This is a genomic window from Pyxidicoccus sp. M15 (assembly GCF_056858435.1).
In genome coordinates this window covers 3,537,655-3,553,018 of sequence record NZ_CM166495.1, presented here as the reverse complement: position 1 = coordinate 3,553,018, position 15,364 = coordinate 3,537,655, and the positions used below count along the sequence as shown (strand labels likewise).

At 72.9% G+C, this 15,364-nt stretch carries 3 protein-coding genes; all 3 read left to right on the top strand.

The window, feature by feature from the left end:
• Positions 1–413: 413 nt before the first annotated feature.
• Genes ACX9TP_RS13300 through ACX9TP_RS13290 form a run of 3 tightly spaced genes read left to right on the top strand, consistent with a single transcriptional unit; the run spans position 414 to position 15,330 of the window.
• On the top strand, positions 414–5,885 hold the full coding sequence (locus ACX9TP_RS13300) for an amino acid adenylation domain-containing protein (protein ID WP_482980089.1): 5,472 nt from the start codon (positions 414–416) through the stop codon (positions 5,883–5,885).
• Between the two features lie 53 nt (positions 5,886–5,938).
• Positions 5,939–10,639 (top strand): type I polyketide synthase, encoded by a 4,701-nt coding sequence (locus tag ACX9TP_RS13295; protein ID WP_482980088.1) that lies wholly within the window; start codon positions 5,939–5,941, stop codon positions 10,637–10,639.
• Positions 10,640–10,683: 44 nt separating this feature from the next.
• Positions 10,684–15,330: a type I polyketide synthase gene (locus tag ACX9TP_RS13290; RefSeq protein WP_482980087.1), complete on the top strand. Its 4,647-nt coding sequence runs from the start codon at positions 10,684–10,686 to the stop codon at positions 15,328–15,330.
• The last annotated feature ends 34 nt before the right edge of the window (positions 15,331–15,364 follow it).

The following is a 15,364-nucleotide window of genomic DNA, read 5'->3' as shown; positions in this document are numbered from 1 at the left end:
GCACGCCCAACCCCATGGGGCGGGTGGCACGCACGGCCGGCTGTCCTATTTGCAAGAATGCGCTCGGACTGTGAATATGGCCGCTCGCGACGTCACGCGTGACCCACACCCCGGCCATGATTCGACAGCCAGAATCCCTTCCCTGCGCGGCCCGGTGCCGTGTGACCCCTCCCTCACTCCGCGTCGCAGCCCCATTCCGGAGTCCGCGCACCCGCGCTGGGATGGAGTGCTGTCAGGGGTGACATGCAGGCTTCACCCGTCGTTACTCCCCTTGAGCCTGTTTCATCTGTTCTAAACGCCCTGTCTCAATTATCGGGCCCTCACGAGAAGGCCCTTCACCGGGGCTTCTCGAACAGCCCGTGTCTCCCCGGGAAACACGGCGCTGCTACCGCGATACATCTCTAGGAGGCGTCGTGCCCACCGGTCTTCCTTCGGACCTGGATTCCCGCTGTGACACGCTCGTGGAGCTGCTGCGCTTCCGCGCGGAGCGACAGCCGAACCAGCGTGGCTTCACCTTCCTCGTCGACGGCGACGAGGAGGAAGCGCACCTCACGTACGCGGAGCTGGACCGGAAGGCGCGCGCCATCGCCGCCGCCCTGCAGGCGCGCGGCGCGCAGGGCCAGCGGGCCCTGCTGCTGTACCCGCCCGGGCTGGACTACATCGCCGGCTTCTTCGGCTGCCTCTACGCGGGCGTCATCGCCGTCCCCATCTACCCGCCGGACCCGATGCGCCTGGGCCGCACCCTGCCCCGCCTCCTGGCCATCAGCCAGGACGCGCAGGCCACCGTCGCGCTCACCACCGACTTCATCCTCGGCATGGGAGAGATGCTCTTCGAGCAGGCGCCGGAGCTGCGCGAGCTGCACTGGCTGGCCACGGACACGCTGGACGAGTCCACCGGCGAGGCGTGGAAGCACCCGGGCGCCACCGCCGGCACCACCGTCTTCCTCCAGTACACCTCCGGCTCCACGTCGTCGCCCAAGGGCGTGGTGCTCAGCCACGCCAACCTGATGCACAACCTGGGGCTCATCTACGGGTGCTTCGGGCACTCGAAGGACAGCCAGGGCGTCATCTGGCTGCCGCCGTACCACGACATGGGCCTCATCGGCGGCATCCTCCAGCCGCTCTACGGTGGCTTCCCGGTGGTGCTGATGTCGCCGGTGGACTTCCTCAAGCGTCCGCTGCGCTGGCTGAAGGCGGTGTCGCGCTACGGGGCCACCACCAGCGGCGGTCCGAACTTCGCCTACGACTTGTGCATCCGGAAGGTGACGCCGGAGGAGCGCGCCGCGCTCGACCTGAGCAAGTGGGACCTGGCCTTCAACGGCGCCGAGCCGCTCCAGCCGGAGACGCTGCGCCGCTTCGCGGAGGTGTTCGGTCCGAGCGGCTTCAAGATGGAAGCCTTCTACCCCTGCTACGGCCTGGCGGAGGGCACCCTCATCGCGTCGGGCGGCCTCAAGCCGGAGGCGCCGGTGCTGCGCACCGTGGACGCCGCCGCGCTGAAGGGCCACCGCGTCCAGCTGTCCCAGCCGGAGCGCCCGGGCGCGCAGACGCTGGTGGGCTCGGGGCGCAACCTGGACGGACAGAAGCTCCTCATCGCCCACCCGGAGACGGGGGCGCCGCTGGCGCCGGGGCAGGTGGGTGAGGTCTGGGTGTCCGGCCCCAGCGTGGCGCAGGGCTACTGGAACCGTCCGGAGCAGACGGCGGCGGCCTTCGGCGCGAAGGTGCCCGGGGACGACGCGCGCTACCTGCGCACGGGCGACCTGGGCTTCCTGGACGGCGGCGAGCTGTACGTCACCGGCCGCATGAAGGACCTCATCATCATCCGCGGCCGCAACCACTACCCGCACGACATCGAGCGCACGGTGGAGCCGGTGCACCCCGCGCTGCGGCCGGGCTGCGGCGCCACCTTCTCCATCGACAAGGACGGTGAGGAGCGGCTCGTGGTGGTGCAGGAGGTGGACCGCCGCGCCGTGGAGTCGGGCAGCGTGGACCTGGATGCCGTCTCCACGTCCATCCGCCAGGCCGTCGCGGAGGCGCACGAGCTCCAGGTGTACGCGGTGGTGCTCATCCAGGGCGGCAGCCTGCCCAAGACGTCCAGCGGCAAGATTCAGCGCTTCGCCACCCGCGCGGACTTCCTGTCCGGCGGCCTGGAGGTGCTGCACCAGAGCGTGCTGGACGCGCCGGCCGCGGCCCCTGTCGCGCCGGCCCGCACGGAGCAGGCCGCGCCCGCCCACGCGGCCCCGGCCGCCGCCGCCGCCCCCGCGAGCGAGCCCAGCTTCATCCAGAAGGCGCTGACGGCCGTGACGGACCCGGGGGCGCGCCGCGCGCTCCTGTCGGTGTTCCTCCAGGAGCAGGCCGCCGCGGTGCTGCGCCTGCCCGCGTCGCAGGTGGACGCGAAGAGCCCGCTCCACGTGTACGGCGTGGACTCGCTGATGGCCATCGACTTCAAGAGCGCGCTCGACGCGGGCCTCGGCATCGACGTCCCGCTGGGCGGCATCCTCCAGGGCGACTCGCTGGAGAAGCTGGCGGACACCGTGCTGGCGCTGCTCGCCGCGCCGAAGACGCAGGCCTCGGGCCCCGCCGTCGCCGCGCACGAGGCCACCGGTGACGCCCCGCTGTCCGGCGGCCAGCAGGCGCTCTGGTTCCTGAACCAGCTCGCGCCCGGCAGCGCCGCGTACCACGTGCCCGTCGCGGTGCGCGTGAAGGCCGCGCTGGACGTGGAGTCCCTGCGCCGCGCCTTCGACACGCTCGTCGCCCGCCACCCCGCGCTGCGCACCACCTTCGCCATGACGGCGTCCGGCCCGGTGCAGCGCATCCACGCCGAGCTGCCGCTGGACTTCGAGGCGGTGGACGCCAAGGGCTGGGACGACGCGGCCCTGCGCGAGCGCCTGTCCTCCGAGGCCCGCCGCCCGTTCGACCTGGAGGCCGGACCGCTGCTGCGCGTGCGCCTGTACTCGCGCGCGGCGGACGACCACGCGCTGCTCCTGGCGATGCACCACATCGTCACCGACTTCGGCTCGCTGGCCGTCATCGCGGAGGAGCTGGAGACGCTCTACCCCGCCCTGCGCGCCGGGAAGAACCTCGCGCTGCCGAAGCCCTCGCGCACCTACGCGGACTTCGCGCGCTGGCAGGCGGAGCTGCTGGCCAGCCCTCGCGGCACGACGCTGGAGCGCTACTGGCGCGAGCAGCTCGCCGGCCCGCCGCCGGTGCTGGATTTGCCCACCGACCACCCGCGTCCGCCCGTGCAGACGTACGCCGGCCGCGTCCACACCGAGAGCCTGGACGCGCAGCTCACCGCGTCCCTCAAGGCGCTGGCGCGCGAGCAGGGCGCCACGCTGAACATGCTCCTGCAGGCCGCCTTCCAGGTGCTGCTGCACCGCTACACCGGCCAGGACGACTTCACGGTGGGCGTGGTGAGCGCCGGCCGCCACCGCTCGGAGCTGGCCTCCGTGGCGGGCTACTTCGTCAACCCGCTGGTGGTGCGCACGCGGCCGTCCGCAGCGCTGCCCTTCACGGACTACCTGGCCAGCACGCGGCGCACGGTGCTGGAGGCGCTGGAGCACCAGGACCAGCCCTTCAACGTGCTGGTGGACAAGCTCCAGCCGGTGCGGGACCACAGCCGCTCGCCGCTGTTCCAGGTCATGTTCGTGTACCAGCGCGCCGCGCGCCTGGACGAGCGCGGCCTGACGGCCTTCGCGTTGGACTTGCCGGGCGCGCGCGCCGAGCTGGCCGGGCTGCCGCTGGAGTCGCTGCCGCTGGACCACGGCGGCGCGCAGTTCGACCTCACGCTCACCATGGGTGAGGCCGCCAACGCGCTGGTGGCGTCCTTCGAGTACAACACCGACCTCTTCGAGGCGGGCACCATCGCCCGCATGGCCGGCCACCTGCGCACGCTGCTCGCCGGCCTCGTGGCCGACCCGCGCCGCGCGCTGGCGGACCTGCCGCTGATGCCGGAGGCGGAGGCGCAGCAGCTCCTGAAGATGCAGGCCGGCCCGCGCGTGTCGCTGGACGGCTCTCTGCTCCCCGCCCTCTTCGCCTCGCAGGCGGCGCGCACGCCGGATGCGGCGGCGGTGATGTTCCGCGAGGAGCAGCTCAGCTACCGCGAGCTGCGCCAGCGCGCGGGCTTCCTCTCCGCGTGGCTGCGCGAGCAGGGCGTGGGCCCGGGCTCCATCGTGGGCCTGTGCCTGGAGCGCTCGGTGGAGATGGTGGCCGCGGTGCTGGGCGTGCTCTCCACGGGCGCGGCCTACGTGCCCATCGACCCGGCGTACCCGGTGGAGCGGCTGGCCTTCATCCTCTCCGACGCGGGCACCCCGCTCCTGCTCACCCAGTCCACGCTGCACGGCCAGCTCGCATCGCACGCGGGCAGCGGCGCGGTGCGCGTGGTGAGCCTGGACACCGAGCTGGACTGGAGCGCGGCGGCGTCCGCCACGGTGCCGGAGCCGGTGGCGGTGCGCGCGGAGGACCTGGCGTGCCTCGTGTACACGTCCGGCTCCACCGGCCAGCCCAAGGGCGTGATGCTGGAGCACGGCGGGCTCGCCAACCTCGTGCGCTCCTTCGTGGAGTCCTACGCGCCGGGTGAGAAGGACCGGATGCTGCCGCTCACCTCGGTGGCGTCGGCCAGCTTCGTGGGCGAGGTGCTGCCGCCCCTGTGCACGGGCGCGGCGCTGGTGCTGCCCACCGAGGAAGAGGTGCTGGACGCGGAGCTGCTGCTGGGCCTCATCGCCCGGCACCACATCAGCATCGTCAGCACGGTGCCCGCCGTCATCGCCGGCCTCAACGCGCGCAAGGACACGCTGCCGCCCGTGCGGCTGGTGCTCAGCGGCGGCGAGGCGCTGGTGGCTCGCGACGTGGAGGCGCTGCTGGACACCACCACGGTGGTCAACGGCTACGGCCTCACGGAGACGACGGTCTGCACCACGTACCACCACCTGCGCCCGGAGGACCTCGAGGGCCGCGCGTGGATGCCCATCGGCAAGCCCATCATCAACACGGACGTGTACGTGCTGGACGCGCGGCGCAAGCCCGTGCCGGTGGGCTGCGCGGGTGAGCTGTACGTGGGCGGCCTGGGCGTGGCGCGCGGCTACTGGCGCCGCCCGGAGCTGACGGCGGAGCGCTTCGTCGCCAACCCCTTCCGTCCCGGTGAGCGCATGTACCGCACCGGCGACGTGGCCCGGTGGCTGCCGGACGGCGTGCTGGAGTACCTGCACCGCGCCGACGACCAGGTGAAGATTCGCGGCTTCCGCATCGAGCTGGGCGAGGTGGAGGCCGCCGTGCGCCGCCACCCCGCCGTGCGCGACGCCTTCGTCATGGCGCGCGAGGACTCCCCGGGAGACCGGCGCCTCGTGGCCTACGTGGTGCTCACCGAGCCCGCGCCCACCAGCAGCGACCTCCACGGCTTCCTCTCGGAGTCGCTGCCGCCGTACATGGTGCCGTCCGCCTTCATGGTGCTGCCGGTGCTGCCGCTGTCGCCCAACGGCAAGGTGGACACGCGCGCCCTGCCGGTGCCGGAGGGCGAGCGTCCCGCGCTGGCCGCCGCCTACGCCCCGCCGGAGAGCGAGCTGGAGCGGCGCATCGCCACCATCTGGGCGCAGGTGCTCAAGGTGAGCGACGTGGGACTCCACGACAACTTCTTCGAGCTGGGTGGCAACTCCATGCTCATCGCCCAGGCGCACCGCCGCCTTCGCGAGGAGCTGGGGGCGAACCTGGCCCTCGTGGACCTCTTCAAGCTCACCACCGTCAACGCGCTGGCCCGCCACCTCGGCAACGCGGAAGGCGGCGCCGCGGACGCGAAGGAGCAGGCCCAGTCCATCAAGGACGAGGCCGAGCGGCGCAGGGCCGCCATGGGCCGCCGGCAGCAGGCCGCGCGGGGACGTGGGCCCCGTAAGTAAGAATTCAGGCACTGACTTCCACGCCGCGTCATGCGGCCAGCAGGGACGACTTCATGAGCACCGAGATTGAGACAGAGGGCGGGGGCTTGGAGGGCATTGCCGTCATCGGCATGGGGGCCCGGCTTCCAGGCGCGAAGACGGTGGCGGACTTCTGGAAGAACCTCTGTGGGGGCGTGGAGGGAATCTCCTTCTTCACGGAGGAGGAGCTCATCGCCGAGGGCATCGACCCGGCCATCGTGAGGGCGCCCAACTACGTGAAGGCGGGCGGCGTGCTCGGCGACGCGGAGATGTTCGACGCGGCCTTCTTCGGGCTCAACCCCCGCGAGGCCGCGCTGATGGACCCGCAGCACCGCGTCTTCCTGGAGTGCGCGTGGGAGGCCATGGAGGGCGCGGGCTACAGCCCGGAGCGCCAGCCCGGCCGCGTGGGCGTGTTCGGCGGCATGAGCATGAACACGTACCTGCTCAACAACATCTACGCGCACCTGGCCCATGTCGCGTCGCTGGAGAGCCTCCAGGCGTCCATCGGCAACGACAAGGACAGCCTCACCACCGAGGTCGCCTACCGGCTCAACCTCAAGGGCCCGGCCGTCACGGTGCAGTCGTCCTCGTCCACGTCCCTCACCTGCATCCACTTCGCCTGCCAGAGCCTGCTGTCGTACGAGTGTGACGCGGCGCTGGCCGGCGGCGTGTCCATCCACTTCCCGGAGAAGGCGGGCTACCTCTACTACGAGGGCGGAACCACGGCGCCGGACGGGCACTGCCACACCTTCGACGCCAAGGCCCAGGGCTTCGTCGCGGGCCACGGCGCGGCCGTCCTCATGCTCAAGCGCCTGGAAGACGCGGTGCGCGACGGCGACACCATCTACGCGGTGGTGAAGGGCTCGGCCTGCAACAACGACGGCTCCCACAAGGTCAGCTACATGGCCCCCAGCGTGGACGGCCACGCGGAGGCGATTGCCCTCGCGCAGGCGGTGGCGGGCGTGACGCCGGACACCATCAGCTACGTGGAGGCGCACGGCACCGCCACGCAGGTGGGTGACCCGATTGAAGTGGCGGCGCTGACGCAGGCCTTCCGCCAGGGCACGGACGCGAAGCAGTTCTGCGCGCTGGGCTCGGCGAAGACGAACGTCGGCCACCTGGACTCGGCGGCCGGCGCGGTGGGCTTCATGAAGGTGGCGCTGTCGCTGCACCACAAGAAGCTGGTGCCCCACCTCAACTACGACACGCCCAACCCCGCCATCGACTTCGCCAACAGCCCCTTCTTCGTGAACACGCAGCTGCGCGACTGGCCGGAGGGCGCCACGCCCCGCCGCGCGGGCGTCAGCTCGCTGGGCATGGGCGGCACCAACGCCCACGCCATCCTCGAAGAGGCCCCGCCGCTGCCGGCCACGGACGCGCCCCGCCGCCCCGCGCAGGTGCTGCTCCTGTCGGCCCGCACGGACACCGCGCTGGAGGCCGCCACGGACCGGCTGGTGTCTCATCTGAAGGCCAACCCCGACGTGTCCCTGGCGGACGTGGCCTTCACGCTCCAGGTGGGCCGCAAGCGCTTCGGCAAGCGCCGCGCGCTGGTGTGCCGCTCGGTGGCGGACGCGGTGGAGGCGCTGGGCTCCAGGGATCCGCAGCGCGTGCTCTCCGGCGTGCAGGACTCCGCGGGCCGGCCGGTGATGTTCCTCTTCTCCGGCCAGGGCGCGCAGTACGTGGACATGGGCCGGCAGCTCTACGAGACGGAAGCCGGCTTCCGCGCGGACGTGGACGCGTGCGCGGAGAAGCTCAAGCCGCACCTCGGGCTGGATTTGCGCACGGTGCTCTACCCGCCCGCGGGCCAGACGGAGGCCGCGGCCGAGCGCCTGAAGCAGACGGCGCTCACCCAGCCGGCCCTCTTCGTCATCGAGTACGCGCTGGCGCGCCGGTGGATGGCGTGGGGCGTGAAGCCGCGCGCCATGCTGGGGCACAGCATTGGCGAGTACGTGGCCGCCTGCCTCGCGGGCGTCTTCTCGCTGGACGACGCGCTGTCGCTGGTGGCGGCGCGCGGCCGGCTGATGCAGGGCATGCCGGCGGGCACCATGCTGGCCGTGTCCCTGCCGGAGTCCGAGGTGACGGGGATGCTGCCCGCGACGCTGTCGGTGGCGGCCGTGAACAGCCCCGGCACCTGCGTGGTGGCGGGGCCGGTGGACGCGGTGGAGGCCTTCGCCGCGCAGCTCGCGTCCCGGAGCGTGGCCACCTCGCGGCTGCACACCTCGCACGCGTTCCACTCGTCCATGATGGACCCCATCCTGGACGCCTTCCGCGAGGCCGTGCGCAAGGTGAAGCGCAACGCGCCCACGGTGCCCTACCTGTCCAACGTGACGGGCAAGTGGGTGACCACCGAGGAGGCCACGAGCCCTGACTACTGGGCGAAGCACCTGCGCGGCGCGGTGCGCTTCGCGGACGGCGTGGGCGAGCTGCTGAAGGACGCGGACGCCATCCTCCTCGAGGTGGGCCCCGGCAACACGCTGGCCACGCTGTCGCGCCAGCACCCGGCGAAGGGCGCGCAGCACGCCTTCGTCACCTCGCTGCGCCACCCGAAGGAGACCCACTCCGACGCGGAGTTCCTGCTCAACGCCCTGGGCCGGATGTGGCTGGCGGGCGTGGAGCCGGACTGGGACGCGTTCGTCGACGGCGAGCGCCGCCGCCGCATCCCCCTGCCCACCGCGCCCTTCGAGCGCCAGAAGTTCTGGGTGGAGCCGAAGAAGATTTCCCACGCCACGGCGGCCCAGGTGGACGACACGGCGGGCGCGGACCAGAAGCAGGACGTGTCGCGCTGGTTCTACCTGCCCACGTGGAAGCGCACGCTGCCGCTCGCCTCCGGTGAGTGGGCGAAGACGAAGGCCTGCTGGTGGCTCTTCACCCCGGGCCCGGACGGCCTGGGTGGGCAGCTGGCGAAGCGGCTGGCCGACGTGGGCCAGGACGTCATCACCCTCACGCCGGGCCCGCGCACCGCGCAGGTGGCCGCGCGTCAGTGGACGGTGGACCCGAAGGACGCCGCGGGCTACGCGTCGCTGCTGGAGGCCCTCACCGCGGACGGCTTCGCGCCGGACCGCATCCTCCACCTGTGGAGCGCGGAGCCGGAGCAGTCCTCCGGAGAGACGGCGCTCGACACGGCGCTGGAGCGGGGCTTCTCCAGCCTGCTCTTCCTGGCGCAGGCGCTGGGCCGTCAGGGCGGCGCGAAGCCGGTGTCGGTGGTGGCCGTCACCCACCGCATGCAGGCGCTCGCGGACGAGCAGCCCCGGCCGGAGTGGGCCACGGTGCTCGGCCCCTGCCGCGTGATTCCGCAGGAGTACCCGCACCTGTCCTGCCGCTCGGTGGACGTCGTCCTCCCGCTGGCGGGGAGCTGGCAGGAGGCCGCGCTGGCGGACGTGCTCCTCGCCGAGTGCGCCGCCGCCTCCCGCGCGGAGGCCGCCGTCGCGTACCGCGGCGGTCAGCGTCACGTGCAGGCCTTCGAGCCCGTGCCCCAGGGCGCCTCGAAGCCGGAGTCCCTGCCGCTGCGCGAGGGCGGCGTGTACCTGCTGCTCGGCGGCTTCGGCACGCTGGGCACCGCGCACGCGAAGGCCATTGCCCGCAAGGTGAAGGCGAAGCTGGTGCTGGCCAGCCGCACCGCGCTGCCGGAGCGCTCCGGCTGGGACGCGTGGCTCGCCTCGCACGGTGAGGCGGACGCGGTCAGCCGCCGCATCCAGAAGGTGCGGGCGCTGGAGGCCCAGGGCTCCGAGGTGCACGTGGTGGCCGCGGACGTGGCCGACCGGGCGCAGCTCAAGGCCGCGGTGGACGCGGCGGTGTCGCGCTTCGGCGCGCTGAATGGCGTGGTGTACGCGGCGGGCGACGTGGACCCGGCCCTCTTCCGCGCCATCCCGGACACGCGCCCGGAGGACGTGCGCAACCACTTCCGCAGCCGCATCCAGGGCCTGTACGCGCTGGAGGAGGCGCTGGCGGGCAGGACGCTGGACTTCTGCCACCTGGCCTCGTCGCTGGCGGCGGTGCTGGGCGGCCTGGGGCTCGCTTCGTACACGGCGGCCACGGGCTTCATGGACGCGTTCGCCGCGAAGCACACGCAGCAGTCCCCGGTGCCGTGGACGAGCGTGGGCTGGGACGCGTGGCGCTTCGAGGAGGGCTCGGCCTCGCCGCTGGCGGCGGCCACGCCGTTCGGCGCGCTGGCCATCTCCGCGGACGAGGGCGCGCTGGCCTTCGAGCACCTGCTCTCGCTGGGCCCGGTGGGCCACGTGGCGGTGTCCACCAGCTCCCTGTCCGCCCGCGCCGCGCGCTGGACGCGGCCGGAGCAGAAGGAGGAGAAGGCCCAGGGCGCGCTGGTGCAGCAGGACGCCGGAGCCGAGGACCGCACCCCGCGCCCCTCGCTGCAGAACCCGTACGTGGCGCCCCGCGACGAGCTGGAGGAGTCGATTGCGCGCCTGTGGGAGTCCACGCTGGGCATCTCCCAGGTGGGCGTCCACGACAGCTTCTTCGAGCTGGGCGGCAACTCGCTGGTGGGCGTGAAGCTCATCGCCCGCGTGCGTGAGCAGTTCAAGGTCTCCATCCCCGCCGTCAGCCTCTACGAGGGCCCGACGGTGCACGCACTGGCGAAGCTCATCAAGGCGGCCACCCTGCCGCCCGACGTGGCCACTGCCGAGGAGGACGAGTCCAGCATGGACCGGGGCGCGCGCCGCCGTGCCCGCCGCGCCCGCCGGGGTGAGTCCTCCGAGGATGCATCCGAAGACGAGACCTGAGCCGTAGCAACCCGACGGACCCCACACCCGAAGAGTCAGTGCCCATGCCCAACGACATCGCCGCCGACGAGCAGGACATCGCCATCATCGGCATGACCGGGCGCTTCCCTGGAGCGCCCGACCTCGAAGCCTTCTGGCGCAACCTGCGCGAGGGTGTGGAGTCCATCCACCCCGTACAGGACGCGGAGCTGGAGGCGCTGGGCGTGGACGCGTCCCTGCGCAAGGACGCGTCGTGGGTGAAGGCGTCCGCGGCGCTGGAGGGCATGGAGCTCTTCGACGCGGGATTCTTCGGCTACACGCCCCGCGAGGCGGAGCTGATGGACCCGCAGCACCGCGTCTTCCTGGAGAGCTGCTGGGAGGCGCTGGAGCGCGCGGGCTACGCGCCCGAGGGCTTCAAGGGCGCCATCGGCGTCTTCGGCGGCGCGCCGACGAACACGTACCTGCTGCACAACCTGGTGCCCAACGCCGACCAGCTCAGCATGCTGGACCAGGTGCAGATTGACGTCGCCAACGGCGGCGACTTCCTGGGCACCCGCGTCGCGTACAAGCTCAACCTGCGCGGGCCCAGCTACTCCATCTCCAGTGCGTGCTCCACGTCGCTGGTGGCCACGCACGTCGCCGTCCAGAGCCTCCTCAACGAGGAGTGTGACATCGCCCTGGCCGGCGGCGTGTCCGTGCACGTGAAGCACCCGGAGGGCTACCGCTACCTGCCCGGCGGCATCGTCTCGCCGGACGGGCACTGCCGCGCCTTCGACGCGAAGGCGGACGGCACGGTGTTCGGCAGCGGCGCGGGCGTGGTGGTGCTCAAGCGCCTGAAGGACGCGCTGGAGGACGGCGACTTCATCCACGCCGTCATCAAGGGCTCCGCCATCAACAACGACGGCTCGGCGAAGGTGGGCTACACCGCGCCGAGCGTCGAGGGCCAGGCCGCCGTCATCGCCGAGGCCCTGGGCGCCGCGGGCGTGGAGCCGGAGAGCATCGGCTACGTGGAGGCGCACGGCACCGGCACGAAGATGGGTGACCCCATCGAGGTGCGCGCGCTCACCAAGGCGTTCCGTCCGCGCAAGGCCAGCGCCGCGGCCCCGGCCACCACCGCGCGCAGGATTCCCATTGGCTCGGTGAAGACGAACATCGGCCACCTGGCGAACGCGGCCGGAGTGTCCAGCCTCATCAAGGCGGTGCTGTCGCTCCAGCACCGCGAGCTGGTGCCCAGCCTCCACTTCGAGCAGCCCAGCCCGGAGATTGATTTCGAGGCCAGCCCCTTCTACGTCAACGCGAAGCTGGAGCCCTGGCCGGCGCACCCGAAGCACCCGCGCCGCGCGGGCGTCAGCTCCTTCGGCGTGGGCGGCACCAACGCGCACATCGTCCTCCAGGAGGCCCCCGCCCTGCCCCCGTCCGGGCCGTCCCGGAAGGCGCAGGTGCTGGTGCTGTCGGCCCGCTCCGCCACCGCGCTGGACGCCGCCACGCAGCGGCTGACGAAGCACCTGCGCGAGCACCCCGAGCAGTCGCTCGCGGACGTGGCGTACACGCTCCAGGTGGGGCGCCAGCCCATGTCGCACCGCCGCGTGCTGGTGTGCACGGACCGGGACGACGCGCTCGCCGCGCTCGAAGCCGAGGGCACGCCGCGCTGCCTGACGGACGCGCCCCAGGTGCAGGACCGGCCGGTGGCCTTCCTCTTCCCGGGCCAGGGCTCGCAGTACGTGGGCATGGCGCGCGGGCTGTACGACGCCGAGCCCGTCTTCCGCGAGCACCTGGACGCCTGCGCCACGCACCTGCTCCCGCACCTGGGGCTGGATTTGCGCACGGTGCTGTACCCGGACGCCGCGGGCGCGGAGGAAGCGGCGAAGAAGCTGGGCCAGACGGCCCTGACGCAGCCGGCCCTCTTCGCGGTGGAGTACGCGCTGGCGCGGCTGTGGATGTCCTGGGGCGTGAAGCCGCAGGCCATGCTGGGGCACAGCGTGGGCGAGTATGTCGCCGCGTGCCTCGCGGGCGTCTTCGACTTGAAGGACGCGCTCGCGCTGGTGGCCAAGCGCGGGCAGCTCATGCAGTCGCTCCCCGCCGGCGCCATGGTGAGCGTGCAGCTCTCCGAGGATGCGCTGCGGCCGTACCTGACGCCGGAGCTGTCCCTGGCCGCCGTCAACGGGCCGCGCCTCACGGTGGTGGCCGGGCCGACGGAGGCGATTGCCGCGCTCCAGGCGAGGCTGGAGGCCCAGGCCATTGGCGTGGCGAAGCTGCACACGTCGCACGCGTTCCACTCGGCGATGATGGACCCCATCCTCCCGGCCTTCATGGACGCGGTGCGCGCGGTGAAGCGCAACGCGCCGAAGCTCCCGTTCCTCTCCAACGTGACGGGCACGTGGATTGACGCCGCGCAGGCCACGGACCCGGCGTACTGGGCGCAGCACCTGCGCCAGGCCGTGCGCTTCGACGCGGGCCTGCGCACGCTGGCGCAGAAGCCGCAGCTCGCGTTGCTGGAGGTGGGCCCGGGCACGACGCTCGCCTCGCTGGCGCGGCAGCAGCCCGGCGCCGAGACGCGCGTGGCCGTCTCCTGCACGCGGCACCCGCGCGAGACGACCGCCGACGACGTGACGGTGCTCGTGACGGCGCTGGGGAAGCTGTGGCTCAACGGCGTCCACCCGGACTGGGCGGGCTTCACGAAGAAGGAGCAGCGGCGCCGGCTGCCGCTGCCCACCTACCCCTTCGAGCGGCAGCGCTACTGGATTGATGCGCGTCCCGGCACCGGCCTGGGCACGGCGCGTCCGGCGGCGGCCGCCCCCACCGCGTCGCCGGAGAAGAACAGCAACCCGGCGGACTGGTTCTACGTGCCGTCGTGGAAGCGCGCGCCGCTGTCGCGTGCGGCCGTGGCCACCGGGCCCGCGGCCGGCGTGCGCAGCTGGCTGGTGTTCGCGGACGCCGTGGGCGTGGCGGACGCGCTCGTCGCGAAGCTGGTGGCGGCGGGCCATGCCGTGGCGCGCGTCGTCCCCGGCACGGGCTTCAGCCCGTTGAACGACGGCAGCTTCACGGTGGACCCGAATCGGCGCGAGGACTACGCCGCGCTGCTGGACGCGCTCCAGCAGCAGGGCCACACCGTCGGCGGCGTCGTGCACCTGTGGGGCGTGACGGCGGGCAACGTGCTGCGCGAGCTGGCGCTGGACACGGGCCTGCACAGCCTCCTGTCGCTCGCGCAGGCGCTGGGCGCGAAGGGACAGACGGAGAAGCAGCCCTGGTTCGTGGCGACCAGCGGGGCCGCGAAGGTGGAGCGCGCGGACGCCCTGGTGCCCGAGCTGGCCGCGCTGCTGGGCCCCTGCCGCGTGATTCCGCAGGAGTACCCGCACGTCACCTGCCGGCTGGTGGACGTGGCCCCGGCGGGCCGCATCGAGGACGCCGCCGTGCTGGCGGAGCAGCTGCTGTCGGAGCTCTTCACGGGCGCGGCGGAGCCGGTGGTCGCCTGGCGCGGGCGCCAGCGCTGGGTGCAGACCTTCGAGCCGCTGCCGCTGGCGCACGACGCCGCGTCCAGCCGCCCGCTGCGTGAGCAGGGCGTGTACCTCATCACCGACGGCCTGGAGGGCCCGGGCAACGTGCTGGCCTCCGACCTGGCGAGGACGCTCCAGGCGCGCCTCGCGCTGGTGGAGGCGCCGGGCTTCCCGGACCGCGACCAGTGGGAGCAGTGGCTGGCCACCCACGAGCCGACGGACGCCATGCGCCGCAAGGTGGAGGCCGCGCAGGCGCTGCAGTCCTTCGGAGCCGAGGTGCTGGTGCTCGGCGTGGACGCGACGGACGAGGCGCAACTCCAGGGCGCGGTGACGCGCACGCGGGAGCGCTTCGGCCGCCTCGACGGCGTCATCCACGCCGCGAGCGGGCTGCGGGGCGCCATGCTGGGGGCCATCCAGGACCTCGGCCCCGAGCAGCGCGCCGCGTGCTTCGACCCCGGCGTGAATGGCCTGCGGGCCCTGGCCACCGCGCTGCCGGCAGAGGGCCTGGACTTCGTGCTGCTCATGTCGTCGCTGTCCTCGGTGTTGGGCGGCCTGGGACAGGTGGCGCACGCGGCGTCCAGCGCATACCTGGACGCCTTCGCCGAGGCGCGCTCCGACGCGGGTACCGTGCCCTGGCACAGCGTGGGCTGGGACGCGTGGAAGCTGGATGACACCGCCGCGCTGGGGGCGCTCGCGAAGTTCGCGCTCAGTCCCTCCGAGGGAGTGGACGCCACGCGCCGCATCCTCTCGGGCGCCTCGGGCGGGCCCATCGCCGTGTGCACGGCGGACCTCGCCTCGCGGCGGCGCCAGTCGGCGCGCTCCACGTCGCAGGCCCAGGCGGGCACCGCGACGGGCGGCCGGAAGAACCACCCGCGCCCCACGCTCGCCACGGCCTACGTGGCGCCGCGCAATGAGCTGGAGCGCACGCTCGCCACGGTGCTGCAGGGGGTGCTGGGCATCGACCCGCTGGGCATCGACGACAACTTCTTCGAGCTGGGCGCGGACTCGCTCCTCGCGGTGCAAGCGTCCGCACAGCTCCGGCAGGCCCTCCAGGTGGAGGTGCCGGCCGCCACCCTGTACCAGCGCCCCACGGCGCGCTCGCTCGCGGAGTTGCTGGGCGAGGGCGACGCGGCGGCCCGCGAGCGCGCGGAGAAGCTGGCGAAGCGCAAGGAAGAACTGAGCCGCCGCAACCAGTGGCTCCACCGCAAGCAGCGGTAGCAGCGCGCGAGCGCGCACCGCCCACACCCCACGA

Excerpts from the sequence above, each read along its gene's own strand:
- ACX9TP_RS13295 (WP_482980088.1), top strand. The coding sequence starts at position 5,939 with ATGAGCACCGAGATTGAGACAGAGGGCGGGGGCTTGGAGGGCATTGCC.
- ACX9TP_RS13290 (WP_482980087.1), top strand. The coding sequence starts at position 10,684 with ATGCCCAACGACATCGCCGCCGACGAGCAGGACATCGCCATCATCGGC.